The sequence below is a fragment of the Pseudomonas sp. 2822-17 genome, from assembly GCF_002742485.1.
In the GTDB taxonomy this organism is placed as follows: Bacteria; Pseudomonadota; Gammaproteobacteria; order Pseudomonadales; family Pseudomonadaceae; genus Aquipseudomonas; species Aquipseudomonas cyclaminis.
This window is the reverse complement of record NZ_LJRZ01000934.1, coordinates 59,364-85,744: the sequence shown is the minus strand read 5'-3', so window position 1 is coordinate 85,744 and position 26,381 is coordinate 59,364. Positions and strand designations below refer to the sequence as shown.

General features: G+C 66.4%; 14 protein-coding genes. All 14 read right to left on the bottom strand.

Annotation, left to right across the window (positions count from 1 at the left end; translation table 11 throughout):
• Positions 1-107 precede the first annotated feature (107 nt).
• From AOA60_RS31690 to AOA60_RS31625, 14 genes are read right to left on the bottom strand one after another with little or no spacing between them, the layout of a single operon-like run.
• A complete protein-coding gene (locus AOA60_RS31690; protein ID WP_099587636.1) occupies positions 108-1,493 on the bottom strand; it encodes an isochorismate synthase in 1,386 nt (461 codons plus the stop codon).
• Positions 1,490-1,798 carry an isochorismate lyase gene (locus tag AOA60_RS31685; RefSeq protein ID WP_076953687.1) on the bottom strand — a complete coding sequence of 103 codons (309 nt, stop codon included), beginning with the start codon at positions 1,796-1,798 and terminating at the stop codon, positions 1,490-1,492. Before AOA60_RS31685 ends, AOA60_RS31690 begins: the two co-directional genes overlap by 4 nt.
• On the bottom strand, positions 1,795-2,553 hold the full coding sequence (locus AOA60_RS31680; RefSeq protein ID WP_099587635.1) for a thioesterase II family protein: 759 nt from the start codon (positions 2,551-2,553) through the stop codon (positions 1,795-1,797). Before AOA60_RS31680 ends, AOA60_RS31685 begins: the two co-directional genes overlap by 4 nt.
• Complete coding sequence (locus tag AOA60_RS31675) at positions 2,550-4,148, bottom strand: (2,3-dihydroxybenzoyl)adenylate synthase (protein ID WP_099587634.1); 1,599 nt, start codon at positions 4,146-4,148, stop codon at positions 2,550-2,552. The genes AOA60_RS31680 and AOA60_RS31675 overlap by 4 nt, the downstream gene beginning before the upstream one ends.
• Positions 4,141-4,860 (bottom strand): VOC family protein, encoded by a 720-nt coding sequence (locus tag AOA60_RS31670; RefSeq protein WP_099587633.1) that lies wholly within the window; start codon positions 4,858-4,860, stop codon positions 4,141-4,143. Before AOA60_RS31670 ends, AOA60_RS31675 begins: the two co-directional genes overlap by 8 nt.
• Positions 4,857-6,056 carry a Gfo/Idh/MocA family oxidoreductase gene (locus tag AOA60_RS31665; RefSeq protein WP_256592915.1) on the bottom strand — a complete coding sequence of 400 codons (1,200 nt, stop codon included), beginning with the start codon at positions 6,054-6,056 and terminating at the stop codon, positions 4,857-4,859. Before AOA60_RS31665 ends, AOA60_RS31670 begins: the two co-directional genes overlap by 4 nt.
• Positions 5,999-7,168: a cytochrome P450 gene (locus AOA60_RS31660; RefSeq protein WP_099587631.1), complete on the bottom strand. Its 1,170-nt coding sequence runs from the start codon at positions 7,166-7,168 to the stop codon at positions 5,999-6,001. The genes AOA60_RS31665 and AOA60_RS31660 overlap by 58 nt, the downstream gene beginning before the upstream one ends.
• Positions 7,165-8,835, bottom strand: coding sequence for a class I SAM-dependent methyltransferase (locus AOA60_RS31655; protein ID WP_099587630.1), 1,671 nt, complete (start codon positions 8,833-8,835; stop codon positions 7,165-7,167). The genes AOA60_RS31660 and AOA60_RS31655 overlap by 4 nt, the downstream gene beginning before the upstream one ends.
• Positions 8,832-9,866, bottom strand: coding sequence for a class I SAM-dependent methyltransferase (locus AOA60_RS31650; RefSeq protein ID WP_099587629.1), 1,035 nt, complete (start codon positions 9,864-9,866; stop codon positions 8,832-8,834). Before AOA60_RS31650 ends, AOA60_RS31655 begins: the two co-directional genes overlap by 4 nt.
• Positions 9,863-10,966: a saccharopine dehydrogenase NADP-binding domain-containing protein gene (locus tag AOA60_RS31645; RefSeq protein ID WP_099587628.1), complete on the bottom strand. Its 1,104-nt coding sequence runs from the start codon at positions 10,964-10,966 to the stop codon at positions 9,863-9,865. The genes AOA60_RS31650 and AOA60_RS31645 overlap by 4 nt, the downstream gene beginning before the upstream one ends.
• A complete protein-coding gene (locus tag AOA60_RS31640; protein ID WP_099587627.1) occupies positions 10,960-12,705 on the bottom strand; it encodes an ABC transporter ATP-binding protein in 1,746 nt (581 codons plus the stop codon). The genes AOA60_RS31645 and AOA60_RS31640 overlap by 7 nt, the downstream gene beginning before the upstream one ends.
• A complete protein-coding gene (locus tag AOA60_RS31635) occupies positions 12,702-14,435 on the bottom strand; it encodes an ABC transporter ATP-binding protein (RefSeq protein WP_099587626.1) in 1,734 nt (577 codons plus the stop codon). Before AOA60_RS31635 ends, AOA60_RS31640 begins: the two co-directional genes overlap by 4 nt.
• Positions 14,432-19,888, bottom strand: coding sequence for a non-ribosomal peptide synthetase (locus AOA60_RS31630; RefSeq protein WP_099587625.1), 5,457 nt, complete (start codon positions 19,886-19,888; stop codon positions 14,432-14,434). The genes AOA60_RS31635 and AOA60_RS31630 overlap by 4 nt, the downstream gene beginning before the upstream one ends.
• 38 nt (positions 19,889-19,926) lie before the next feature.
• Positions 19,927-26,346, bottom strand: coding sequence for a non-ribosomal peptide synthetase (locus tag AOA60_RS31625; protein ID WP_099587624.1), 6,420 nt, complete (start codon positions 26,344-26,346; stop codon positions 19,927-19,929).
• Positions 26,347-26,381: the final 35 nt, after the last annotated feature.

The window sequence follows — 26,381 nt, the reverse complement described above, 5'->3', positions numbered from 1 at the left end:
GAAGTACGTTCAGTCGCGTTTAGGTGGTGGTAGAAAATTCACTTAAGTTCGACACGTGCTCCAAGAAGATTTTCATAGTCTTCAAGTGGAACGTTATCCAGTTGTAGCTATACTTCTCTGCTAGATATTGATCGGCATGGAAACAGCAGTAATGCTTCTTCCATGCTGGCAAGTTTGATCTGAGTCTCTTCATACTCATCGGCAGGCCATGAACCATGAACGATCCCGCACCCTGCGAACAAATGACAGTGTTGATGCGTGATTAGCGCAGAACGCAGGGCTACCACGAAATCTCCATTACCTTTTGAGTCCAGCCAGCCCACGGGCCCCGCATACCAACCTCGGTCAAAGCCTTCGTGGCGACGGATGAAGCTCATGGCTGTGGTTCTTGGCAAACCACCGACCGCCGGCGTGGGATGCAGCGCCTGCACGCCGTCCAGCAGGTGTTTGCCGGTGTTGAGCCGCGCAGCGATGGGCGTGCTCAAGTGCTGCACCGTGGCCAGTTTCAGCAAGCCGGGGCGCGGCGCGGCCTGCAGTTCGCTGACCTTGCCGGTCAGGGCCTGGGTGATGGTCTGCACCACTAACTGGTGTTCGTGCTGCTCCTTGGGGTCGGCGAGCAAGCGTTCGCCTATGGCGTGATCCTGGTCGGCATTGATGCCGCGTCGCGCACTGCCCGCCAGGGCGTGGGTGGTCAGGCGGGCGTCATGGCAACTGAGCAGCCGCTCGGGCGTGGCGCCCATGAAGCAGTGCCCGCCACGATGCAGGGCGAACAAGTGGGCAGCGTTGCGACGGGCGTGTAGCCGACGCATCACCGCACCGCTGTCGAGGGGCGCGTCCAGTTGATAGTCGACATGCCGCGCCAGCACCACCTTGCTCAGCTCGCCAGCGGCGATGGCTTGCAACGCCTGGTCCACCTTGGCTTGCCACTGCGGTGAAGGCAGCGCGGTGCATTCGAGTACTTTGGATGAGGTGGCGGCCAAGGCGGGAGGGTTGAGCAGTTGTGCGTAGGCCGCGAGGCTGTCGCGGATCAATGCCGCCGGGTCGCTGCCAGGTTCGACTACCCGCTGGCAGCGCAGCCAGCGGCCGTCGGCGTCTTCGCTGAGCAGCCAATGGGCCAGATGAAAACTGGCGTCAGCGAAGGCGGCCCAATGTGGCGCGCATGGCCGCTGTTCATCGAAGCGCATGCCGCCCAGCAGCAAAGGCGCCTTGGGCCCATCGATCACCGCGTCGGCGCACAGTGCGAACCATTGGCGGTTTACTTCTAGCATGCGCTGGGCGCCGCTGGCCTCGATCTGCCAGGCGCAGCCAAGACCGAACAGCGTCAGGTCCGGCGAGTGCGCGCACCAGAAAAAACCCTGCCGGTGGGCTTCGTAAAGGGCCACGGCCTCCAGCGTCGGTGCGGCGTGCGAAGAAACCGCGATGACTGGCCGTTGATACGCCACCGCACGCTGGTGCGCGGTCTGGAACACCTTGAGCAATGCGGCCGCGTTCATACGACCTTGCTCTTTTTCTGTAGCCAGAAGGCGGTCTGCTCGGCGATGTACCAGTGGATAATCTGGTTGAACAGCCCTTCGATAAATTCACCGTCCAACCCGGCGGCCTGCGCCCATTGCCGGCGCTGCGGCAACATCGTCGCGACGCGCTCCGGAGCGGCGATGCTGGCCTGGTCAGGCTTGAACGCGGAGGCGGCCTTGACGTACTGCATGCGCAGGCCGAGGGCGTCGATGATTTGCTGGTCGAGGCTGTCGATGGCATGACGAATGTCCGAAAGGCCAGTGCAGTGTTCTGGGGTTTTCATACCGAGTCTCCCTGATGGTCGGCGGTGCGACGCAACAGGTGACGGATCACCGGTCGCGGCTGATGCCTGAGGTAAAAGTGGTCGCCGTCGAACAGGCGGATATCCGGGGTGTGGTCGCTAAGGTCGGCCCAGGCGCGGGCCTGTTCGAGGCTGACTTGCGTGTCATCTCGGGCCAGCAGTACGTCGAGTGGTGCCGCCAGTGGTGCGAGGCGCGCAGGCCGCCAGGTTTCGATGGCCTGGTAGTCGCTGCGCAGGGTCGGCAAGAACAACGCACGCAGTTGCGGGTTGGCCCACAGGCCGGCGGCGTCGGCGTCCTGGCGCAGGATGTCGGCGACCAGCGCATCGTCGTCCTGGCGGTGCAGGTCACTGGGCGGTTGTCGATGTGGAGGCGCGTGGCCCGAGACAAACACATGGGCGGCTCCAGAACCTGCTGCTTGCAGGCGCACCCCCACGGCGTAAGCGAGCGCCGCGCCCATGCTGTGGCCGAACAGCAGCAAGGGCCGGGCGGGAAGCGTTTGCAGCGCTTCGGTAATGTGCCCGGCGAGGCTGTCCAGGCACGGGATATGGGCTTCGTTGAAACGCTCTTCACGCCCCGGATACTGCACGGCCAACAGGTCGATATCTCCCGGCAGGTGTGCCAGCCACGGGCGAAAGAAACTCGCGCTGCCCCCGGCATGGGCCAGGCACACCAGACGCGCCCGCGCCTGTTCGCTTTCTCGCAGCACGCGCAGCCAGGGCGATGCAACGCCGCTCATAGCGCCAGCACCTGCTCCGCCAGGGCCTTGCGGTTAACCTTGCCGAGGCGTGTCAGCGGGAACTCGCGCAGCACCTGCAAGCGATCCGGCAATTTGTAGGCGGCCAGCCCGCGTTCCCGCAACCAGGCGTTGATCGAGGCCAGGTCGACCCGCTCGCCGTGGGCCAGCACGCAGGCGCAACTGCGCTCCCCGAGCAACTCGTCGGCCAGGGCCACCAGCGCCACATCGCGAATCAGCGGATGCCCGAGCAGCAGGTTTTCGATCTCTTCCACGGGGATTTTCTCGCCACCGCGATTGATCACATCCTTGCTGCGTCCCTCGACGATCAGATGCCCCTCGGGCAGGCGTCGCACCGAGTCGCCGCTGCGGTAAAAACCGTCGGCGGTAAACGCGCGCTGGTTCTGCTCGGCGGCGTTGTAATAGCCGCGAATGGTGTAGGGCCCACGCACCAGCAATTCACCGACGGCACCAGGGGCCACCGACTGGTCGTCGGCGTCGACAATGCGGATCTCGTCGTCGGCGGTCAGCGGCAGCCCCTGGGTGTCGAACACCCGCGCCTGCGGATCATCCAGTGGCGTGAAGCACAGCAAGCCCTCGGCCATGCCGTACACCTGTTGCAGGCCGCAGCCCAGGACCGGGTGGATGCGTGCGGCGATCTCGGCCTTGAGCCGGGCGCCGCCGACCTGCAGCCATTGCAGGCTGCCCAGGTCGTTATCGGACCACTGCGCGACTTCCAGCCACAGCAGCACCAGCGGTGGGATCAGGGCGGTGTGGGTGATGCGTTCGCGTTCGATCAGCTCAAAGGCGGTGTCCGGGCTCGGTTCCGGCGCCAGCACCAGGGTAGCGCCGACACTGAACACGCCCAAAGCACCAGGAGAGGCGAGGGGGAAGTTGTGCGCCACCGGCAGTGCGGCGAGGTATCGGGTATTGGCATCGAACCCACACGCCTGGGCGGCCAGGCGCGCATTGCACGCGTAGTCGTCATGGGTGCGCGGGATCATTTTGGGCAGGCCGGTGGTGCCGCCTGACAACAGCAGCACCGCCACCTCCCGTGAATCCGGCGGAGGCAGTTCGCGCGGGCTGGCTACGCACTGCGCCAGCGGCACGAATTCCTCGGCGGCACCGACCACCCACACCTGTTGCAGGCTCGGCACTTGCTCGCGCAGTGTGCGCGCCAACGGGCGATAGTCGAAGCCCAGATGCTGATCGACAATCACATAGGCGACTGCCTGGCTGAGGTGCGCCAGGTGCGCCAGTTCATGTTCGCGATGGGCCGGCAGCGCAAACACCGGGATCACGCCCACACGCAGCAGGGCGAAGGTCAGGCTGAAGAACTCGGCGATATTCGGCAACTGCACGAGCACCCGCTGGCCAGCCACCAGCCCGCGCTCGGCAAGGCCGGCGGCCAGGCGGTCGGCCTGATGGTCGAGCTCGGCGTAGCTCCAGCGCCGCGAGCCGTCTACCAGCGCCTCCTTGTTTGGCGTGCGCCGGGCCTGCCCGCGCAGCAGTTCGCCCAAGGGCACGCCGCGCCAGTAGCCTTGCTCACGGTAGCGGCGAATAAAGTCGTCGGGCCAGTCTGTGCATCCATCAAGCATGGCAATCTCCTTGGGCAGTCGGGCAGCCCAGCAACTGGGCACCGTGCAGATTCAGCGGGTGCGTAAGGCCGGTGACTTGCACCGCCTGTACGCCGGTGTGCGTGGCCGGTTGCAGGCGCAGCAGCGGATCATCGCCAGCCAGCAGGTCGAGGGCGGTTCTGTCGTCGGGGTGTACGCCCAAATGAACCGCGGCCAACCCGGTAGCGCCATTGGGGTGGACCCTGTGCGCCGGGTGCTGGGACGGTGAGTAGGGCGTGACCAGGAAGGGCAAGCGATCATGGCGCGGGTACACGAAACGAAAGCGCGTCTGACTGCCATCGGCGCAGGTGCGCCGCCAATTCACCGTACGTCCCATGCTGACCCCGCAAGCCGCCAGACCCTTGAGGCGAGGCGCCAGGGCCGGATCTTCGCAGAGCAGGGCCAGATCGCAGAAGCCTTCGCCCTGGGCGGCCCAGCGCAACATGCGCCGTCCGGCACCCCGGCCGGCCAGGCAGTCAATGGGCCACTTGAACAGCCAGGCATGGCGCGGCGTGGTCAACAGTTCGATGATCGGCCCCTGGCTGAACCAGATGTGCGCGTGTTGTGCGCTGGCTTCGGCAGTGGCGTAAGTGACCTCGAAGCCGGCGGCGCGAAAATTCGCCACGGCCTGATGCAAGTCGCGCACCCACAGCAGCACATGGCTGCAGGCGGAAGAGGATTGGGCAGTGTTCAAAACGGCAGGGCTCCCAGCAGTTGGGCGGTGTCGTCACCGCAAGGGGGTTGTACGGCGTCGGCACGGGCATGGAGTTCGGCCAGTGACAGCGCACGCGGCACCCTGGGCTCGATCAGTTCGGGCATGCCGATCAGGCCGTTCATTTCGCGCCAGGCCATGGACACCTCGGTGGCCCACACGCCGCTGCGTAGGCGGCGTGTGGGGTCGGCGATGTCGCGACACAGTTCACCCAGCGCAAGGCTGACCGCGTCGGGCCAGAGCTGGTTGAACACCTGGTGATAGCTCGCTGGAATCTGCGGGTCGAGCACCACCATCGTCGGCCCGGCCAGGCGTTCGCTGCCGGGGCCGGCCATGATCAGGCGGTCGGTGTTGTCCCGTGGGGCATGCAGGCGCGGGTTCCACAGTACCGGGCCATGGGTGTCGCCCAGGCTCAGCACGCCGGCTTCGCAGCCCACTTCGAGGCGATGCAACAGGAAGGAATGGTTGTCCGGGTCCTGGGGGTGCACCTGGTTCTGAATGCGCAGGCTGATCGGCACACCGTTGAAACTCGCGTTGAGCCGCATGAAGGGTTGCGCCCCGACCCCGGCGGCTGGTGCCGCGAACACCCAGGGCCGTAGGCCACCGGCCAGGCGCCCGAGAATGTCCAGCAGCGGGTAGGCCACCTGGCTGTTGCAAACCGCGTCTATGTACGCCAGCCCTTGCTGTTCGCGCAGGTACTCGGCCACGGCGAGAAAGCGCCGGATCGCGAGGATGTTCGGGTATAGCGTGTTTACCGCGTAGGCTGCCTGGCCTTGACGAGCGGCCTGCATGCACGCCGTGATTTCGCGGTGGTGCACCGGGTGTTCCTGCAGCACGTGGATACCGCGTCGCAGCAGCTGTTGGGCCAGCTCGCTGCCGGCGCCGCCTGTGGCGCCGGAGCGCACCACAACGCAGGCGATGTCGACGTCATCCGGCACGTGCTCCACCGCCTCGTACAACGGTACGCCATAGTGCGCGGCGCAGGCGCGCGAGTAGGCATTGCCGCGTGACAGGATGCCCATCAGTTCATAGTCGGCCTGGGCGCGTGCCAGCGCTTGCAGGTAGATCCGGCCAAACGCAGTGCCGGCGACGATCACGCGTTTGCGTGCAGTCGGGCGGCTCATGACCAGGTCACCGGCAGGCAGTGGGCGCCGCGAAAGAACGTCGCGGTTTTCCATTGCACGTCGCCACAGCGCTGCAGGCTGGGCAGGCGCACCATCAGGACGTGCAGCGCCTCCTGCAATTCGACCCGCGCCAGGGCTGAGCCGATGCAGTGATGCAGGCCGTGGCCGAAGCCGAAATGGCCTCTGGCATCCCGTTGCAGGTCCAGCGCCTCTGGGTTTTCAAAGCGGGCCGGGTCATGGTTGGCGGCGCCGATCGAGGCGAACACCGCGTCGCCCTGGCGCACCAGGGTTTCACCGACCTGAATGTCTTCCAGCGCGTAGTGCACAAACATCGCCGCCGAGGCCAGCGGGATGTAGCGCAGCAGCTCTTCGACCGCCTGCGGTATCTGCTCGGGATCGGCCTTGAGCTGTTGCCACTGCGCGGGATTGTCCAGCAGCACCTGGATAAAGTTGGGTATCTGCGAGGCACTGCCTTCGTAACCGGCGACCAGGATCGCAATGCACAGCAGCAGCAATTGCTCCTCGTTGAGGGACTCGCCTTTTTCGTCGGCCTGGGTCAGGGCGGTCATGAAGTCATCGCGTGGCGCGCGTCGACGTTCGGCCACCAGGCCTTTGATGTACGCGGCCAGGTGAAGTTGGGTCTGATCCGCGTCTTCATGGCGGGTCGACAGCAGGGAGTCGTTCCACACCTTGAAACGGTCACGGTCCTGCACCGGCACACCCAGCAGCTCGCAGATCATCGCCAGGGGCAACGGCAAGGCGTAGTCGTTGACCAGATCGGCCGGCGGGCCGGCGGCGAGCATGCGGTCGATCAACTGATGGGCGTAGTCGCGGGCGTGGGGACGCAGGGCTTCGACGCGGCGGCGAGTGAAAGCCTGGGCGGCGCGCGAGCGGATTCGTGTGAGTTGCGGCGGATCCATCATCACGATGCCACCGGCGATGCGTGGGAAGGCACGAGGGCTATCGTCGCGGCGAAACGCTTCGCTGCGGCTGAAGCGCCGGTCGCCGAGCACCAGGCGTACGTCGTCATAGCGAGTGGCAAGCCAGGCGGGGGCGCCGATGGGCATCTGGATGCGCAACAGCCCCGGTGCCTGTTGGGCATGGCGATAGGGTTGCGCCAGCTTGAGGTCGGTGAAGCGGTTGAATGGGTAGGCCAGCGGGGTCATGGCAAGTCCTTGGCGGTGCTGAGGTCGGGCAAATGGTCGAGCAGCTCAAGCTGCAGTTCGGAGTCTTCCAGATGGGCCGCCAGTGCGGCGCGGCTCAGGCGTTGGGCCGGGACCTGGGCCACGAATACGCGATGGCCCAGGCGCGCCAGCGGGTGTGTGGCGGCGGGCAGGCTGCGGTTGCCGTGGAATCCGGCCCGCGCCAATGCGCTTTGCCACTGCGACAGGTCGAGGAAGGTGGCGCTGCTGAGCTGGCGTTCGTCGCTGGCCTGGTTGAGCATGAAAGCCTGGGAGGCCATCACCCAGAATTCCTCCTGGGTCGGTTCGCTGAACACCAGCCAGCCGCCCGGCTTGAGCAAGGCAAGCAGGGTGGCCAGGGACCGCTCGGTGTCGCGGGCGGCATTCAGCACGCCCCCGGCAACGATCAGGTCCCAGCTCTGGCTGGGATAACCCTGGGCCAGGGCCGGGCGGTCGATATCGAACACGCCGTGACGTACCCATGGCCAGTCCTTGAGCCGCTCGGCGGCTTGCTCGCTGAAGTAGCGCGACACGTCGGTGCACAGATAATCCACGCTGGCATTCGCCAAGGCGGGCAACACCGCTTGGGTGGTGGACCCGGTGCCGGCGCCGACTTCCAGCACGCGCAGCGACACACCGGCCGGCTGGCGTGCGGCCCAGGCGCCGATCCAGTGCGCGACGGCGCGGTGCTGGTATTGCGCTGCGAGGCTCTCGCGGTACAGCGCCGCCGCGCGCTCGGTGCGGCCTTCGGGAAACAACAGGTGCACCGCCGCACACTCACCGCGCATCAACAACGGCAACTGCCGCGCATTTTCCCGCGCATAGTCGAGGGTGCCGCTGCCGCCTGTGTTGCGTGCCCACTCCACGCTCAACTGGGCCCAGATACCTTCCAGGGCGATATCGCTCCAGGCATTCGCGTCGAGGGTGGGCTGCAACCGATCGGCGACGCGTTGCAACAGGCCTTGGGACTGCAGCACATCCAGCCAGCGCGCAATCAACGGCCGGTGACCAGGGGCAATGCCCGCCAGTGCCAGGCTGTGGGCCACGTCATTAAGCGGTGCCGGCAGCAACCCACACTGCTCAAGCCCATTGAGCATGGAGAGGAGCGCGGCGTGACCCAGTCGATCATTGAGTCGCACCGACTCCACCAGTTGTGCAGGTTCAAAGGCTTGGTCGAGGGCGGCCTCGGTCGCGGCCAGGTGATCGTCCACCGGCCTGCTCGCGCAAGGATGCGGCACCACGAACAGCGTCTGGCCGTGCAGGGCAACGGCATGGACTTGAGGATGGCCCAAAGCGCGCTCAAGCCAGCGTTGATGCGCCAGCTTTACGCTGGCCAAGTCGTGCCATTGCTCCGTGAAACCTTGCACGCGGCAATCGAGTTGCGCCGCCGCACGCTCCGCAAGCTGCCAGTCACCCGTGCGGTGGCTGACGAACAGCACCTGTTGCAGGTGGCTCAAATCACTCAACGCCAGTGCGGGGAAATCCAGCAGGCGCTCTAGCTGTTCGGCGCTCATCATCACCACAGCCGGGCGTTGGCGCTCAAGCAAGGCCAGCAGCCGGGCGGGCGCCAACTGATGAACGCCCAGGTCGGTAAACCCAGGCAGTTGCCAGGGCGCAGTGGGCAGGTCGATCAGCAGGGTGTCGACGTTCATCGGGAAACTCCGGTGGCATGGAACAGACGTTGTCCGGCGGCGGCCAGCGGGTCGGTCGCCGCGGGCCACAGGTCGAGCAACTCAAAGCCCGCGACGTGCAAGGCCTGGCGCCAGACTTCGGGTGGCATGAACACCTCGTCGGTGGCCCTAAGCGGCGCGCCGGCCGGCGGAGACAGCAACAGGTGCATGAAGGTCAGCATCGCCGGGTTGTCGGCGATGGATTCGCTGAACAGCAAGGTGCCGCCGTCGCGCAGGCAAGCGCGGATTCGCGCCAGGCTGCGCGGCAGGTCGCAGGCGTTGTGCAGCACGTTGCCGGCGATCACCAGGTCCTGGCTACGGGGCGCGATGCCTTGCTCGCTAAAGTCGCGGTCCAGGTCGAGCAGGCCTAATTGCATACCGGGCTCCAGGCGGAATGCGCGCTGAGCCGCGCCGGTGAACAGTGAGCTGATATCAGTGAAGCGATAAGCTTTTTCACGGTTCTCCAGGGCTGCCAGCACGGCACGCGTGGTACAGCCGGCACCGCCGCCGAGCTCCAGCACCTGCAACACGTCGTCGGCGGCGCTGGCTTCCCGCGCACGGGCCGCGAGTGCCTGGTTGATCGCGGCGGTGAAGTGGTTGTGCTGGTACGCACCGAGTACCGCTACCGGATCCCCGGCGAGCACCAGCAGCGGCGCCACGGCGACGCGGTCGCGCAGCAACTCGGGCAGGCACTCGATGACCTGGGCATGGAGTTGCGCCATGTTCGACGGGAAACCCAGCTCGGCATACAACCCTGGCAAATCGCCGATGGCGGCTTGAGGCGGCGTGCCATTCCAGGCCAACCGCTCGCCGTCTACATGCACGGCTTCGGCTCGCGACAACGCCGCGAGCCAGCGCCGCACGATCCAGGCGTGACGCGGTGCGGTGCCGATCGCTTGGTTAAGCTGTGCGGCGGTTCGCCAGACCTGCATCGGCAAGGCCTGGGTACGCAGGAGCACGTCGGCCATGACACCCAGGCTCAGTTGTTCCAGTGCGTTAAGGGCGGTGTTCATAGGCAACCTTCTTCGGCGTGTTGCAGGTGTGCGAGTGGGTGGTCCTGCACGGTCAGTGCGCGGATCGCCTGAGTGCGTTGCAGGCGCTCAAGGCTGGCGGCGGGCGGCAACGCGTACGCGGCGTCATGGCAGCCTGGGCGAATTTCGCCTTCGAGCACACTCACCACCGTGACTGCCGCCATGGCGCCGGTCAGAGGCGCATTGCCCGCGCCGCTGACGACCAGGCTGCGGGTGTACGCCTGGTCGTCGCAGAGGCCATCGAGTTGCAGCAACAACGTGACAAAGGATGGCTGGCCACTGAGGTCCAGCTGGCTGGCCCTACATAAGCGTTGCACCGCTTCGGCACGCGGCAGACTGTGCGTCTGGTCGAGGGCCTTGAGTACATGGCCGTCGGTCATCACGTTGAACCACTGGCCTGTTTCCAGGCGCAGGTCCCTGGCCAAGCGTTCGCCTTCCCGGTTCAGATAGGGCAGCACATGCACCGGCCCGGGGAAACACGGCAGCAGCACATCGCGCCTGCGTCGCAGTGCGCGGCTGCAACGGCCGTTGTGCCAGGCCGCCAAGGGCTCGCTAGAGCCGTCTACCGCCCCTTGCAGGAAGTCGTCGGCGGCGATCGCCGTGAAGCGATCACGCAGACCGAAATAGCTGTTCAGCCCCAGCACCCGTGTAAACCCCTGCAGCGCCAGCCAGCGTGGCAGCAGGCCGGTGAGGCCCGGCTGCAGGCCCGCACCAAGCACCGCGCTGCGCCCGCGCCATAAAGCCGGGTCGAGGTGGATATCGCCCGCGGCGTCGACGTAATGCGCATCGGCGTTCAAGGCGGCCTGCGCGACACGGTCCGCCACGCGCCAGGAGGGGCCGGCGCAGTTGAGCAGCAGGTCGCAGCCACGGGCGAACCTGGCCAGGGCCGGCGTGTCGTTGAAGTCCACGGCCGCCCATTGCAGGCGTGCGTCGGGCCATTGTTGCTGGAGCAGCGCCAGGCAGCGCGCGCCGTTGTGCGCGTCACGCCCGCCCAGGCGCATGTCCTGCAGGCCCAGGCTTAACAAGGCCTGTGCGCTGGCCAGGCCGACGTCGCCACTGGCGCCCAGCACCCCGATCAGCATGGCTGTGCCTGCGCATTCAGGCGCCAGCCACCGGCGCGCTGACGGTCATGCCAGAACCCGGCGTAACGACCGTTGAGGCTGAGCAGTTGCGCGTGGGTGCCCGACTCCACCAGACGCCCCTCATCCAGCACCAGGATCTGGTCGGCGGCCATGATGGTCGGCAAACGATGGGCGATCACCAGCACGGTCGAGTGTTGCATCAGGCGTTGAATCGCGGCCTGTACGAAGGCTTCGTTGTGCGGGTCGAGCGCGGCGGTGGCTTCGTCCAGCAGCACGATGGGCGCACGCTTGAGCAAGGCGCGCGCCAGGGACACGCGCTGGCGCTCACCGCCGGACAATGATGCGCCACCTTCGCCCACCGGCGTGTTCCAGCCTTGCGGCAGGCGGGCGACGATTTCATCGACGCCGGCCAGCCGTGCCGCTTCGGCGACTTCGCGGGCACTGGCGTCCGGGCTGCCCACGCGGATATTTGCTTCCAGGCTGTCGTCGAACAGGTACACGTCCTGCATCACCAGCGACAGTTGTGCCATCAGCGCCGCGTTGGACAGCTCGCGCACGTCCACGCCGCCGACCTTGACGCTACCCGCTGTGGTATCGAAAAAACGCATCAACAGGCGGGTGACGGTGGTCTTACCCGAGCCCGACGCGCCGACAATCGCTGTCATCGAATGCGCCGGGGCGCTGAAGGTCAGGTCGCGCAACACCGTCGGGCCACTCGGGTAGGCGAAGCTCACGTGTTCCAAGGCCAGGCTGCCGGGTGCTGACAGGGGCAGGCTGACGGCGGGTTCGGGCAACGGCGGCTCACGCAGGATACTCACCAATTGATCCAGGTCGTTGCCGGCCATGCGCAACAGGCCGCTGCGTGCTGCGGCTTCGGCCAATGGCCCCACGAATCGTGCTGCCAGGGCGAGCAGGGCCACCAACTGGATCGCATCGATTTCACCATGAGCCGCCAGTGCAATGCCCACTCCGACTAGTAGCGCAAAGGCCAACTGCACGGTCAAACCACCCGCGAGCAGCTTGGGAAAGGTCTGCGACAGCATCGAACCACCCGCCAGCTTTTGCGCCTGATTGGCCGCCTGTAACGGCGCGTAGCCGTCCTGGGTGCGGCCAAACGCGCGCAGCACTTGCTGATAGCGGGCGAACTCCACCACCCGGTTGCCGGCCAGTGTCGCGGCGGCTTCCACTCGCGCATCGTTGCTGCCGATGGCGGCGGCCGACCAGTGATGGGTGAAGTAGATCAGCGGCGCACACAACACAGCCGTCAGGCCCAAGCGCCAGTCGAACACGAACAGCGTCAGCGCCACGGTGGCCGGCACCACCACCCCGGACACCACCGGCCCCAGGTAATGGGCAAACAAACCGGTGACCATCAACGTACCGCTGGTAGCGCTGCGTGACAGGCGCCCGACCTTTTCCGAGTTGAACCAGCCCAACGGCAGGCTGACCAGATGCTGGCCGAGACGATCATGCAAGGTCGTCAGCACCAACAAGGCCAGGGCGAAGCCCTTCATGGCCTGCTGGTAGTGGGCGATGCAGGTCAGCACCACCATGGCCGCCAGGCCCGCCAGCCAGGCGGTGGCCGTGGGAAGGTCGCCGGCGAACAACGCGTGCAGGATCGGCACCAGCAGCGCCACGGCCAGGCCTTGCAACACGGCGCTGGTCACCAGCCACGCCAGGTAACGGTAGAGGCGCGGGGCATGGGCCGGGCCCAGTAAGGTCACAAGGCTGCGAATCACAGGGACATCTCCACGGCAGGGGTTTCGGTGCCGGCTCGCCACAGTCGGGCATAGGCGCCATTGGCGTTCAGCAGGTGTTCATGGCGGCCGCTTTCCAGCACGCGGCCCTGGTCGAGGACGACGATCTGGTCGACCCCGCTAATGCTCGCGAGGCGATGGGCAATCACCAGCACCGTGCGGCCACGCGCCAAGGCAGACAGTGCATCCTGGATCAGTGCTTCGGACTCTGGATCGGCGTGGGAGGTGGCTTCATCGAGGATCAGCACTGGCGTGTCGGCCAGCAGCGTGCGGGCGATCGACACGCGCTGCGCCTCGCCACCGGAGAAGATCGCATCTTCGCCGATCACCGATTGATAACCCCGGGGCAAGGCCTGGATACGCGCATGGATCTGCGCGGAGCGCGCTGCCGCCTCGACCTCTGCATCGCTGGCATCCGGGCGGCCCAGGCGCAGGTTGTCGGCGACCGTGCCGTGCACCAGTTGGGCGTCCTGCAACACGAAGCCCACGTGTTGATACAACTGGCGCGGGTCGATCTCGCGCACATCGGCGCCGCCCACGCAGATGCGGCCGGCGTTGACGTCATGAAAGCGCGGCACCAGCTTGGCCAGGGTCGACTTGCCGGCACCGGACGCGCCGACCAATGCGGTCACGCTGCCGGCCGGGCAGTGCAGGTCAACGCCCTTGAGGATCAGGTGCTCGGCGTCGTAGCCGAACTGCACCTGTTCAAAGCGGATGTCGCTGCCCTGGGGTTGGACGCAGGCCTTGGGCGAAGGCAATTCCTCAACGTCCAGCAGCGCTTCGATGCGATCCGCTGCCGCCAGGGCCGTACGCTGGGCCGTGAGGCTCTGGTTGATCACCAGCAGCGACTGCGGAATGACCACCGCCACCAGGGTTTCGGCGAACAGCTCCAGCGGTGTGATCCAACCGTGCGCCAGCAACAGGCTACCCACCCCCAGGCTTACTAGCAGGATCACTGGCACACTCAAGGCCATCGAGGAAAAGGCTTCCAGGCGCAGCAGAGGCTTGACCCAGCCGGCATACTGCTCGCTGAACTGGTTGACCGCCTGCTGATAGCTACGGTGCGCCTGGCCGACCTGGCCGAACGCCTTGACCACGGCAATGCCGTGCACGAACTCGACAATTGCCGCGCTGACCCGGGTCATGCTCTTGTCCAGCAACTGCATCTTGGCGCCAAAACCGCGCATCATCAGGGTGTATGCCACCGCGTAGATGGGCAGTGTCAGCACCGCCAGCAGCGCCAGCCGCCAGTTCAGCATCGCCAGCCACAGCAGGCCCGCCAGCGGCGTGACGATGGCCGCGGTGAGTTCCACCGCGTGGTGGGCGACCAGGTGGTGCAGGTCTTCGAGGTCGTCCTGCACCACCTTGCGCACGGTGCCGGAGGTGGTGTCGGTGTACCAGCCCAACGGCACGCGCCCGAGCTTGCGTACCATGGCTTCGCGCAAACTTGATTGCAGCCGGTGGTCAGCCACATGGGTCAACCACAGCGCCACGCCACTGGCCATCCACCCCAAACTCAGGGCGATCACCACCAGCGCGGCCCACAGCCACAGGGTCTTGCTGTCGGCGCTGCCGGCCAACAGCAAGCGGCCCAGTTCGGTGAGGCCGATAAAGGGCACCAGGTTGACCAATGCGCCGAGGGCGGCGAACGCCACACCAAGACGGATGAGGCGATTGACCGGGCGTTTCAGGGTATCCAAGGCAGTGGTCATGAGTTTTTCCGAAGGGCCTCAAGCAGGTGCGCAGTAACGGTGTGGACGTGGGGCGGTTCGATCACGCTGAAGTGGTTGCCAGGCACGTCGATCAGCTCGAAACGGCCCAGGCAGGCGTCTTCCCAGAACGGTGCGGCCAAATGCCCGACGCCGCCGGTGATGCCGAACGATTGCTGCTCCAGGCAGCGCAGGTAGGTCATGTTGCCGAGGAACGGCGGCGGGTCGAACCGCGCCGCCCGCATGCTGTGGCGGCACACACGAAACAGCGTCGGTACCAGTTCGGGGCCGATCGGCACCCCGGCCTGGCCCGAGGCCAGGCGTGCGTATTCGGTCAGGCGCTCCTCCTGGCTGCGCGCCGATTGCTGTTGGACCGCCAGCGCCAGCGCGTCCAGCGCCGGATCGCCGCTCAATGCCGCCATGGCCCCGGCCGGCACCCGGCGGTTGTCGCGAGCCATCAACAAGTCGATGGCGCGGTATACGTCGTAGTCTTCGATGTGCGCGCCGAACACGGTTTTCACGGGGTCCAGGTTCAGGTTGGGCACGAAGATCGCCTCGTAGGCCAGCTCCTCGTCGGTGTCGATGAACATCGGGATGCTGTCGATCAGGCTCAGGTCGACCACTTCCATACCGCGTTCGAGCAAGCGCCGGGCAACCTCAGTGGCCAGCAGCCCGCCGAGGCAGTAGCCGATCAGCTGAAAACGTTGATGGCCGTCGGCAATCAAGCGCTCGGCGTAGTCCTCGGCCACGCGCTCGATCAGGCTTTTGGGCTCCAGCGCCAGGTACTGTTCGGTGTCAGCCACGGCAAAGCCAATCACCGGACCGGCCTGCTGGTCGGCGAGGGCGTGGCCCAGGTGCTGGAAATAATCCAGGGTGCCGAGGGCGGCGTGGAACATCACCCGGACCGGGCCGACGTCACCCCCGCCAAATGGCACCACCAGCGCGTTGCTACTGGACGAGCGTTGCGCTTCACCGCTGGCGGCAATCGCGCCCGGCGTTGCTTCGCCCTGATTGAGCAGGCGCGCGAGGGCGGCGACATTCGGCTCGTTGAGCATCTGGCGCAGCAAGGTGTCGTAGCTCAGGCTTTGGGCCTGGGGCAGTTGCTCACGCAGTTGGCCAGCGACGCGGGCGAGGATCAGCGAGTCGGCGCCTTTTTCATAGAAGCTGTCCTCGACGCCGATCTGCGCCAGCCCCAGGGCGTCGGCCCACAGGCGGCACAACTCGGCGGTGAGTGGATCGCTCGGCGCTTCCTGGCTGCTGGAGGCCTGGGCATCGGCGGCAGCGCGCCAGCCGGCCAAGGTCTTGCGGTCGACCTTGCCGTTGGCGGTCAGCGGCAAGCGGTCGAGTACCTGCAGGTGCGCTGGCAACATGTAGTCCGGCAGGCGCTCGGCCAGGGCGCGGCGCAGGCTATCGACGCTCAGGCGCTGCACGCCGGCCTTGAAGCGCGCGGCGAATATCTGCATGCCGAGGGCGGCCAGCGGATGATCGGCCTGGGGCAGGGCAGGCAGGCATTCGCCACCGAAGGCCTTGATCCGCGCCTGCCAGATATCGGCGTCGCGCAGGCCACTGTGGCCCTGGTCGTGGTCGCCATTGGCCGGTGTCATCATGAAGCCCTGTGTCAGCAGGATCGGCGGCCATTCGCCGGTCGGTTCGCTGAACACCAGCCAGCCGCCAGGGCTGAGCAACTCGGTGATCTGGCCGAGGGCATTGTCGATGTCCTTGACGCTGTTGAGCATGCCCGCACACAGCACGATATCCACGCTGTTGCTGGCCAAACCCTGAGGGCGGATGTCCTGGTCGATGTCCAACACGCCATAGCGTACCCAGGCCTGTTCAGCAAAGCGTTGCTTGGCCGCCGGCAGGAAAAACGCGGTCATGTCGGTAAACAGGTAGTCGACTTCCAGCCCATCGAGCAAGCCGATGACCGGCGCGCTGGTGGCGCCGGTACCGGCGCCAATTTCGATGATGCGCAGCGGGCCGTCGCCTTGATGGTGGGTGGCCAGGCGGTTGATCAGCGCAGCGATGCTGTGGATGTTGTAACGCGACACGGCATCCCCGCCGTATAGCTGCAAGGCCAGGTCCAGTTGGCCTTGGGGGAACAGCAAGTCGAACGGGTTGACCTCGCCCTTGAGCAGTTGCGGCAGTTGCCACACATGGTTGAGCTGGTAGTCGAGCAGCGCCTGGCTGCACAGCCCCGAGGCGACCGCCTGTTCCACCCGGCCCCACGCCAGCGCCGGGTTGGGCGCGGGTTGCGCGAGGCGGTAGTGCGAGTGGGTGTAGTGCAACAGACCAGCCTCGCACAGCGCCCCCAACCAGCGGCGAACCAGCCAATGGTGGCGCGGCTCGGCCTGCAAGGTGTGCAGGATTGTGGCAGCGTCCGGTTCGGCCCGTTCGCCGCTGAAAAGTCCGGCCTTGAGCAACACCTCCAGCATCGAACTCAAGGCGGCGGCACTCAGGTCAGCCTGGTACTCGCGCACCTGTTGCGCATCGAAACTGCCCACCTGGCTGTCGGCATAACGTTTGACCGCCGTGAGCAACGGCGCGCCTGGCAGCGGCTCGGGTTCGGCGCGTGCAGCGGTGACGAACGCCAACAGGTCGCCACTGACCAGGCTCACCGCAGTGTCCACGCCAGGGGTGGCGAGCAGTGCGGCCTCGATCTCACCGAGTTCCACCCGATGGCCGCGAATTTTCACTTGGCCGTCTTCACGACCCAGGAATTCCAGTTCACCCCCCGGCAAATAGCGGCCACGGTCACCGGTGCGGTACAGGCGCTGGCCGTCGAGCGGGTGAGCAAAGAAACGTGCGTCGCTCAATGCCGGATCGCCCAGGTAGCCCTGGGCCAGGCCGACACCGGTGATATACAGGTCGCCCGGCACCCAGGTCGGCGCATCACGCCAGTGGCTGTCGAGTACCCTAAAGCCCTGGTTGGCCAGCGGCAGGCCGTAGGGAATGCTGCGCCACGCCGGATCGATGGCGCCGATGGGGTGCAGGTTCGACCAGATCGAGGCTTCGGTGGCGCCGCCCAGGCCTACTAGTTTCAGGTCGGGCAACAACGTCTGGAGTTGCGGTGGCAGGTTCAGCGGGATCCAGTCACCGGACAGCAAGGCCAGGCGCAGGCTGTCCAGTGGGCGGGGTTCGGCGTGCAGGTAGTCGGCGAGCATGTGCAGTTGTGCCGGCACTGAGTTCCACAGCGTGACCTGATGACGCTGCACCAGTTCGGCCCAGTGCGACGGGTCGGCGCCACGTGCCGGGTCGGGCAGCACCAGGGTCGCGCCCACGGCGAGGGGCCCGAACAGGTCATACACCGACAGGTCGAAGCTCAACTGCGCCAGGCCCAGTACGCGGTCATCGGCGTTAACGTCGAAGCGTCGGTTGATGTCTTGCACGGTATTGAGCGCGGCGCGATGGCTGATCATCACGCCCTTGGGTTCGCCGGTGGAACCGGAGGTGTAGATCACGTAGGCGAGGTTATCGGGGCCGCCCTCGATCAGCTCGAAATCCGCGCCCGCCGAGGGCAACCGGTCTACGGCGTGCCATTGCAATGTCTCGGGCAACGGCGTGTTCGGCTGCGCCAGGGAATGCCCCAGCACATGCCGCACCTTGGCGCTTAGCAGTACGCGGTCGCGGCGTGCGGCCGGAGCGTTGCTGTCCAGGGGCAGATAGGCCCCGCCGGCGAGCAACACGCCGTAGGCCGCCACCACTTGGTCGAGACCCTTGGGCATCAGGATCGCCACCGGTTCCTGCGCGTCGCACCCGACCTCACGCAGGGTGGCGGCCACGGCCAGTGCGCGTTCGGCAAGGGCGGCGTAGGTCAGGCTGCCACTGGCATCGATCACCGCCAGGGCGTGAGGATGTTCCCAAGCCATGGCCAGCAGGCCGTCGTGCAGGCGACCGGTGGGCAGCGGGGCGGCGGTGGCATTCGCCGCCAGGCGTTCACGCTGCTGCCAGGCCGGCAGCGGCACTTGCACCGGATGTTCCCAGGCGGCCGGATCGAGGGCGAGCAACTGCAGTTCGGCGACAAAGGCCTGTTGCATGTCGTCCACCAGGCCGTTGGGGAAGACGCCTTGGCGCACGTCCCAATGGATGTGCAGGCCGTTGGCGTCATCCATCACTTGGCAATCGAGGGGGACCTGCGGCGTCTGGGTGATGCCGTGGCCAACACGGCGTTGACTGGCCGGCGGTGCCTCGATCCCCAGGCCGATGGCGCTGGTGAAGACCACCGGCATGGCCGCCGCTTCACGGCCGCGGTGCCGACCGATTTCGCGCATGACCTGGATGCCGGAGTACAACCGGTGCTCCAGGTCGGCAAACAATTGGCTGCCCAACTGGCGTGCCTGGGCGGTGAAGTCCAGCCCTTCGGGATCGTTGACCTGCAACAGGCTGACCGAGGTGAAGTCGCCCACCAGGCGATCCACCTGCGGGTGCAGTGGCAGGCGGTTGAGCAATGTCAGGTTGAGGCTGAAGGCAGGCTGCTGGCTCCAGCGTTGTAACGTGGCGACGTAGGCCGCCAGCACCACGATGGATGGAGTAAGGCCGCGTTCGCTGGCAGCGCTTTTCAGGGCGGCCCATGGCTGCGACTCAAGCTGCGCCGAGTGCCGTTGGAAACGGGGCACGCGGGTGTCTCCGCCGCTCAGGGGCGTCGGCAGTTGTGGAGCGGCGGGCAATGCGTCGATGCGGGCCAGCCAGTAGTCACGGTCACGTTGGTGGCGGCTGCCTTCGAGCAAACTGCGCTCGGCCAGTAGATAGTCGCGGAAGGTGATGTCCAGGGCAGGCAACGTTGCCTGGGGATCCTGCAGCAACAGCTCCAGCTCATTGAACAGCAGCTGCGCGCTGGCCCAGTCGGCGATCAGGGAGTCCATGGAGAAGTGCAGCGTGTCGCCGTTGTCGCTGCGGCTCATACGCAGTTCGAACAGCGGCCAGACCTCGGTGGGGTAGAGCTTCTGCTCCATGGCCTGGCGAATCTGTTGCACCGCGTGCTGGTGCTGCTCGCGGGTGGCGCCACGCAGATCGGCGATGGCCAGCGGATAGTGGTCGACGTCGGGCAGCACACGCTGCGAACCTTCGCTGGCGATCACCGCTCGCAGCATGTCGTGGCGGGCGATCAGGCGGTTCCAGGCCTGTTCCACCTGCTGCGGGTCCAGGGTTGGCCAGCTCAGTTCCAGGTAGCCATGGCAGGCGACATTGCCGTAGCCGAACGACGATTGGCGGCCCAGCAGGTAGGCATTCTGCACATCGGTGAGGGGGAAGGGCGTGTGGTGCTGCGCCGGATCGGCCTGCACGAGCGGGCGTTCCTGTATCTCCAGCAGGTGCAGGATCTGTTGTTTGTGTTCGCGCAGTTGCGCCAGGCGTTCGGTGTCGAGCAGGCCCTGGGGCGCGCGGAATTTCAGTTGGCCATCCTGGGGCCAGAGTTCGACGCCCAGGGACTTGAGTTCGCTTAGCAGTTTGGCGGCGGGCATGGGGACAGCTCCTGGATAATAGGGTGGTTGCGCGGGCATCAGATAACGCCTTCTTCAACGGTGTGCGGGGTGGGCAGGCGTTCGAGGGTCTGCGCCACTTCCAACAGGCTGGCGGCGCCGAACAACTGGCCCATGGGCAATTCCACGCCCAGACGGCTGCGCAGCATTTCGAGAAAACGCGTGGCCAGTAGGCTGTCCCCGCCCAGGCGGAAAAAGTTGTCGTGGCGCGAGACGCTCGGCACCTTGAGCAAGTGCTGCCAGAGCTCGGCGATCACCTGTTCACGGGTGCTCAGTGGTTGCTCATCCATCGCGTCCCTTGGCTGGGCAGCGGCGCTCAAAGGGGCGAGCAGCGCACGGCGGTCGACCTTGCCATTGCTACTCAACGGCAGGCGTTCCAGCACCAGGATCTGTTCCGGGCGCATGTAGGCCGGCAGGCACTGCTCCAGATGCTGTGCGAGCACCTCGGCGCAGGTGCTGGCCGTAACGGCGGCCATCAGTCGGTGGTCGGCAACCAGCGCCACGGCGTTGTTCACACAGGGGTGAAGCGCCAGGGCGGCTTCGATTTCGCCCAGTTCGATGCGATGTCCACGGACCTTCACCTGGCTGTCGGCGCGCCCGAGGAACTCCAGCAGGCCATCGGGGTGGTAGCGGCCGAGGTCACCGGTGCGGTACCAGCCCTCGACAAAGCGCTCGGCATTCAGCTGCGGCGCGTGGCGATAACCACGCGCGACGCCGGCACCGCCGATCCACAGTTCCCCCGTGACCCAGTCCGGGCAGTCACGGCCCAGGGCATCGACTACCCGGTAGGCTTGGTTGGTCAGCGGCACGCCGTAAGGGATCGAACGCCAGCCCGACATTGCCTGGCGTACTTCAAAGTGATTTGACCAGATCGCCGCTTCGGTCGCGCCGCCTAGGGCGATAAAGCGGCAACCGTGGGCCTGCTCTTGCAGACGTTGCGGCAGATCAAGGCCTATCCAGTCGCCGGACAGCAGAGCGACCCTCAGGTCCAGGGGCTGGCGGTCTTGAGCGTTGGCTTCCAGCAGCATGTCGAGCAGCGCCGGCACGCTGTTCCACAGGGTCACGCGGTGCTGTTGCAATGCCTTGAGCCAGGCGCGGGCATCGCGGCGCTGGTCCTCGTCGATCAGCACCACTGCGGCACCCACCGAGAGCAGGCCGAACAGGTCATACACCGACAAGTCGAAGTCCAGCGCCGACAGGGCCAGGCCCCGGTCGGTGGCTTGGACGCCATAACAGCGGTTGATCTCGGCCACGGTATTCATTGCCGCGCGGTGGGTGATTTCCACGCCCTTGGGCTGGCCAGTGGAGCCGGAGGTGTAGATTACATAGGCCAGTTCACCCGCTGCGAGAGGCTGTGGCGCCGCCAGCGGTTCGGCCTTCAACGCGGTGGAGGGCTTGAGGTGCTTGACGCCGGGCAGTTGCGGGTCGTGCTCGGCGAGTATCAGGGTCACGCCGGCCTGTTGCAGGATGCGCTGGCAGCGCTGCAATGGCTGATCGACACCCACCGGCAGATAGGCGGCGCCGGCCGCCAGAATGCCCAGCACACAGGCGACCTGCTGCGGCCCTTTGGCCAGGGACACGGCCACCAGGTCGCCGGGTGCGACACCTGCGTCCATCAGACTGTGGGCGATTCGCAGCGCGCGGTCGGCCAGTTCGCCGTATTTCAGCGTGCCGTGTTCACCCCATAACAAGGCGGGGCGCTGCGGAGCATGGCGCGCCTGTTCAAAGAAACCTTGGTGCAGCGTCGGGTCGCCCGGCACGCAGTCGCCCGGGGCGTTGAGTTGGGCACGCCGTTGCGCTTGGGCCTGGGGCAGCAGGTCGGGTGGCGCGCTGTCCCAGGCGTGCTCGGCCAACCAGTTGAGGCTCTGCAGGTAAGCGTCGAACATCGCTTCAACCAGGCCTTCGGGGAACAGGCCGACCACACGGTCCCAGTTAAGGGCAATACCACCGTTGGCTTCGACGACCTGGTGGTCGAGCCACACTTGCGGGGTTTGTGTCAGGCCGAACACTTGGTGGGCAAACGGGCCGTCCACCGGCGCCGCCGTGCCATCCGGGACGCCCAGGGCGCTGGTGAACACCACCGGCATGCTCACCTGTTGCTCGCCATTGCCCCGGGCCAACTGGCGCAGCAGGCTGACGGAACCCAGGCAGCGATGCTCCAACGCCTCGCCCAGGGATTGTTGCGTACGCCGTGCACGGTCAACCCAACGCTCACCCGCCACGGGCACATACCCCAGCAGGGTCAGCGATGTGAAGTCGCCCATTACCTGGTCGATCTGAGGGTGCACGGGGCGGCGATCGAACAGTGTGAGGTTGAGGCTCAGGTCCGGGCGTGCACTCCAGCGGCCGAGGGTTTCGGCAAAAGCGCAGAGCAGTACCGCCGAGGCGGTGAGCCCCTGTTGCTGGGCCTTGGACAGGATCGCCTGCCAGGCGCTGGCATCGATCTGCCCTTGCAGGCGTTCAAAGCGTGGTCGGCCCAGGCTGGCGGGATCGGCGGCCAGCGGCAACTGCGGATGGGGCGGCAATTCGGGCAGGCGTTCCTGCCAGAAGCGCTGCGCGGCGTGCAGCTCTTCAGGTGCCGGGGCGCACTGCAATTGGTAATCGCGAAACGACAGATCCAACGAGGCCAGCGCCATGTCGGGCTCGCGGTACAACGCATCGAGTTCGGCGTAGAAACGCAGGATGCTCAGGGCGTCGAGGATCAAATTGTCCAGGCTGATCGCCAGGCGTGTGTGCCGGCCGTGGGTCACCGTTTGCACATCGAACAGCGGCCATTGGTGAGGGGAGAACACGCGGTGGGCACAATGTTCACGCAGCTCTTCCAGGCTGGCGTGGCCCTGGCCGATCACGAAGGCCGGCACTTGTTGCAGGATGCGCGCCTGGCCACTGTGATCGAACACAGCGCGCAGCATTTCGTTGCGTTCGATCAAGCGCTGCAAGGCGTGTTGCAGGCGCGGCAGGTCAAGGTCCTCGACGTCGTACTCACGGTAGAAGTGGCAACTCACGCCCCCCAGCACTAGGCTGGGGTCGCGGCCCAGCCAATAGGCCTGCTGCACCTCAGTCATAGGGAAGGGCGCGTGGCGTTGCGCCAAGTCTGCAACAACGGTGTGTGCGGGTTCGGCCTGTGCCTGTTGATGCAGGTCGACACAAAACTGCGCCAGCACCGGCTTAGCAAACACCTGGGCGATGCGTGCACCGCCCAGCCCTTGTTCGGCGAGCAGGCGCACCAGGCGGGTGGCGCTCAGGGAGTCGCCGCCCAGGGCAAAGAAGCTGTGTTCGCGGCACACCTCACCACAGCCAAGCAACTGCTGCCAGGCGCGGGCCACCTGTTGTTCGATAACGCCGCAGGGCGCCGTCAGGTTGGCCTGCGACACCGGGCTATGCTGGACGAGCCACGCGTGCAAGGCCTTGCGGTCGACCTTGCCATTGCCGGTCAAGGGCAACTGCGCGCAGCCGAGGATCAGCGAGGGAATCATATACGCCGGCAGGCGCTCGGTCAGGCCCGGCAGGTCGATCTGCACAGGCTGCGCGGCGCCGTGCGCCAGACGGACCACCGCCGCCAATTGCTGGCCGGTCAGCAACACGACAGCGTGCTCCACGCCTGGGCAGGCCAGCAGCGCCTGCTCGACTTCGCCGGCCTCGATGCGGTAGCCATGCAGTTTGAGCTGAAAGTCGCTACGCCCGAGGAACTCCACAGTGCCGTCGGGGTGGTAGCGCGCCCGGTCGCCTGTGCGGTACCAGCGCAGGCCTTGATAGTCGACAAAACGGTCGGCGCTGCGCACGCGGTCGCCGCGATAACCCTGGGCCACCCCGGCGCCGCCGATCCACAGCTCCCCGGCCACCCAGTCCGGGCAGTCATGGCCCTGGTGGTCGACGATGCGCAGGCTGACGTTGTCCAGCGGTTTGCCGTAAGGCAGGCAGTGCCAAGGCAATGGCTGGCCGGGTAGGGCTTCGAACAGCGTCGAGTGGATCGCCGCTTCGGTGGCGCCGCCCAAGGCCATGAAGCGACAGCCCGGCGCCTGGGCCCACAACCGTGGTGCCAGGTCCGGGGCGACTTTGTCACCGCCGAGCAACACCGCACGCAGCGGCAGGCGCGCGTCGGCCGGGGCGCAACCGAGCAACATGTCCAGCAACGCCGGCACGCAGTTGAGCACGCTGGCGCGATGCTGCAAGGCCAGTTCACGCCAGCGCGGGGCATCGCGCTGCGCTTCGGGCTCGATGCCAATCACCGCCGCGCCGGTGGACAGCGCAGCAAACAGGTCGAACACCGACAGGTCGAACTCCAGCGCAGAGAGCGCGAGGATGCGGTCATCGGCGGTCAGTTGGAGGCGTCGTTGCAGGTCTTCCACCGTGTTGGCGGCGGCCAGGTGGCTGATTTCCACGCCCTTGGGTTCGCCAGTGGAACCGGAGGTATAGAGGATGTAGGCCAGGTCGCTGACCGCACCGGGCCGGGGCGCGTCCAGCGCGGGGCCCGCAGGTGGCAGGGCCTTGAGCAGCAACCGCGCATCTGAGCTTTCGCAGATTTTCTGGCAGCGTGTGTCGGGCTGGTCGATGCCGATCGGCAGGTACGTGGCGCTGCAGGCGAGGATGCCCAGTACCGCGATGACTTGCTCGGGGCCCTTGGGCAGTTGCAGCGCCACGACATCGCCGCGCTGGATGCCTTGGTCTCCCAGGTACGCTGCAACTTGCAGGGCCCGCTCGGCCAGCTCGCCATAGCCGATGACGGTAGAGTGGCCCTGCAGCAGCGCGGGCAAGGTGGGCGTCAGGCGTGCCTGGGCAAAAAAAGCCTCATGCAGGCGCTTGACGGGCAGGGCAGCAGGCTGGCCTTGCATGGTTGGGCGCAGGGCCAGTTGCTCGGCGGGGATCAGCGCAGGCGGCGCCTGATGCCAGGCGTCCGGGTCAAAACACAGGCGTTGCAGCAGGTCGGTATAGGCCTTGAACACGCCATCCAGCACACCGTCGGCGAACAGCCCTTCACGCGCATCGAGGTTGACCAGGATGCCGCCGTCCAGCTCGGTGACTTGCGCATCGAGCCACACCTGCGGGCCTTGGGAAATGATCCAGGCCGGCTGGCCGAAGCTGGCCTGTACGCCCTCGGCGAACAGCTCACCCAGGCCCAGTGCGCTGGTGTATACAACGGGAGCCAGCACTTGTTTACCGCGTTGGCGGGACAGTTCACGCAACACCTCCAGGCCGGAAAACGCGCTGTGTGCGACATCGCTGTGGAAGCGGCGTTGCAGGGTGGTGGCGCGTGCGGCAAACGTGCCGGCGACCCGGCCGTCCCAGGCCAGCAGGATCGACGAAGTGAAATCCCCGACCAGGCGATCAACGTCGGCATGCAGCGGCGTGCGGTTGAATAGCGGTAGGTTGAGCAGCAACTCGGGGGTATCGCACCAAGCACCAAGAGCTTCACTGAACACCGCTGCCAACGCCATGGCCGGCGTGAGCCCATGCTCCCGCGCCTGGCGTTCGAATGCCTGGCGTTCTGACGGCGGCAGCCAATGGTGACGGCGGCAGACCTGGCGGTCATCGCCCTGGGGCTTGATCGGCAGGCTCGGCGCACCGGGCAATTGATCGAGGCGCTGCAACCAGTAGTCGCGCGCCTGTTGGTGACGATCCCGCTGCTCGGTGCTGGCCTGTTCCTGGCGCAGGTCAGCCAGGTAGCGGGCAAAGGTGTAGTCCAGCGCGGGTAGGGGATGTTGGCGGTACAACAGCACCAGGTCGCCGAGCAGGGTGCGCAGGCTCAAGGCATCGGCGGCGAGCATGTCGAGGTTCAGGTGCAGGCGGGTACCGTCGGGCAACAACGACAGCTGGATATCCAGCACCTGGCCTTGCTCCACGGCCAACTTGCGATGGGATAGCTCGGCGCGCAAGGCTGCCAGCCGTTGTTGCACCTGTTCGGCGCCGGCCTGGCGCAGGTCATGCACCGTGAGCCCCGGCCACGGGCTGTGCGCGAGGACCAACTGGCGGCCGTCATCGAGAAACTGCGCCCGCAACATCGGGTGCCGCGCGAGCAGGGCACGCACCGCGGCTTCCAACCGTATCGGGTCAACGTCGTGGCCATCGAACTCGTTATAGAAGTGCGCGGCCACGCCACCCAGCGCTTGGCCAGGGGCGCGACCGATCCAGTAAGCGTGCTGCATCGGCGCCAGTTCGAACGGCAGCCCGTCATCGGTAGCGGTGCTGACCGGCGCGGGGGCCGTGGGGGCGGTGTCAAGCAGGGCCAGCCAGCTACATAGGCGCGGGTCCGCCACCAAGTCGGCGAAACGCGCGGCCAGGCCCTGGCGCCGCCATTGGCCGGCAAGACGGATCAGGGTGACGGAGTCCAGGCCCCATTCGATCAGGTTGGCCTCCAGGGGCACCTGGTCGGCGGGCAGTCCAAGGGCGTCGGACAGGGATTGGCGCAGCAGTGTTGCGGTTGAGGTGCTGGGAGTGGCCATGGCTCAACGTCTTCTCATCGCTAGGGCCCGGGCCG